At 72.8% G+C, this 1,458-nt stretch carries 2 protein-coding genes and 1 pseudogene; all 3 read left to right on the top strand.

The annotated features are described in order from the left end of the window. The coding region (locus MXD58_RS27470; protein WP_250610957.1) for a PP2C family protein-serine/threonine phosphatase at positions 1 to 703 on the top strand (703 nt) is incomplete at its 5' end. Further along, complete coding sequence (locus MXD58_RS27465; protein ID WP_248838146.1) at positions 703 to 936, top strand: hypothetical protein; 234 nt, start codon at positions 703 to 705, stop codon at positions 934 to 936. The genes MXD58_RS27470 and MXD58_RS27465, both read left to right, overlap by 1 nt. Before the next feature lie 75 nt (positions 937 to 1,011). Further along, positions 1,012 to 1,458, top strand: a pseudogene (locus tag MXD58_RS27460) (FHA domain-containing protein); the annotation flags it as partial.

Below are 1,458 nucleotides of genomic sequence, written 5' to 3'. Positions count from 1 at the left end.
GGGCCGCCCCGTGCCCTACGACGCCCGGGCGCCGCGGGCCGGCAGCCCGGCCGACGAGGTGCTCGACATCCTCGAACCCGACTACGGCGACTACGGCGAGCCGCGCACCACGCCGCGTGCGATCGTCGGTGGCTTCACCCCGGAGGACGCCGAGGCCGCCCTGCACGCCGCCGTCGACGCCGCGCAGAGCACGATCGCGCAGCTCAGCGCGGCGGAGGGCCGGATGGCGCCGTCCTGCACGTTCGCGGCGGCGATCGTGACCCCGCCCACCCCGGACGGACCGGGCATGGTCACTGTCGGCTGGGTCGGCGACAGCCGTGTCTACCTCCTCGGGCCGCGCTGGTGCGAGCGGCTGACCTCGGATGACACCTGGGCCGCCGAAGCCGCCCGGGCGGGCCTCATCCCGGCGAGCGAGGCGGAGACCCACCGCCGGGCACACACGCTCACCCGCTGGCTCGGCGGCGACGTCGAGGACGTCGCGCCGCACACGGAGATCTTCCCGATCGAGACGCCGGCCACGGTGGTCGTCTGCTCCGACGGGCTGTGGAACTACGCGTCGCGGCCGGATGTCATGGCCTCGCTGGTGAACCAGCTGCCGGCGCATTGCGGCGCGATCGACGTCGCGCGCCACCTCGTCGACTTCGCCATCGACGCGGGCGGGCACGACAACATCACCGTCGTCGCCGCCCGGGTGGAGCACTGATGCGCGGTGCGCAGGCCCGTTCAGGTGGGTGGGCGACCGCTGCGACACTAGGGGTCCGGTGCGGGAGGATCGACGCTCGCAGCGACAAACAGGGCACCCACCACCTCCTACGGCAGGCGGTTCACATCGACGATGGCACAACAGGTACGGTTCGGTTGAAGAGGAACGCCAAAAAGATCGATGAGATGGTCCTTGACACCCGGTCGACGGGGACCCTCCGGGTGAGCCGGTGACCAGGTGAGGGGACGACACCCCACCGGGCGCCCGTCTTACGGCCCGACTACTGCGATCGATGCGGAATTGGGATCATGACTGGTCAGGAGAGGTACGAATACCGTCCGGACGACGGCGGTCGGTCTCCCTACGGAACGGACGAGCCTGGCGGTCAGCGCCGGCGTGGCCCGGCGCAGCCGGACGGTCCGGATTCGGCGGGAGGCGGGGGCTACGACCCGCTGGGCATTCGGCGGTCGCCGGCCGATCTGGCCGGAGTGGCGGACCCGCCGCGCGGAGGTGACCCGTACAACAACGGGTACGAGCGTGACGGTTACGCCGACCAGCCCCGCGGCGGTCGCGGCTATCAGGCCGACCCGTACGAGGCGCCGGGTGGCGGTTACGACCGCGACCCGTACGCACGGCGACGGGACGAGCGGCCGGTCCAGGAAGAGCGACCGGCGGACCGCGGGCGCGACCCCTACGCCCGCGACTGGCCGGACGAGGCCGACCGCGGCGGCGGTTACCCGCCGAGCCGGGACGCC

This window comes from Frankia sp. AgKG'84/4 (assembly GCF_023242965.2).
Lineage (GTDB): Bacteria > Actinomycetota > Actinomycetes > Frankiales > Frankiaceae > Frankia.
This window is presented reverse-complemented; position numbering and strand designations above follow the sequence as displayed.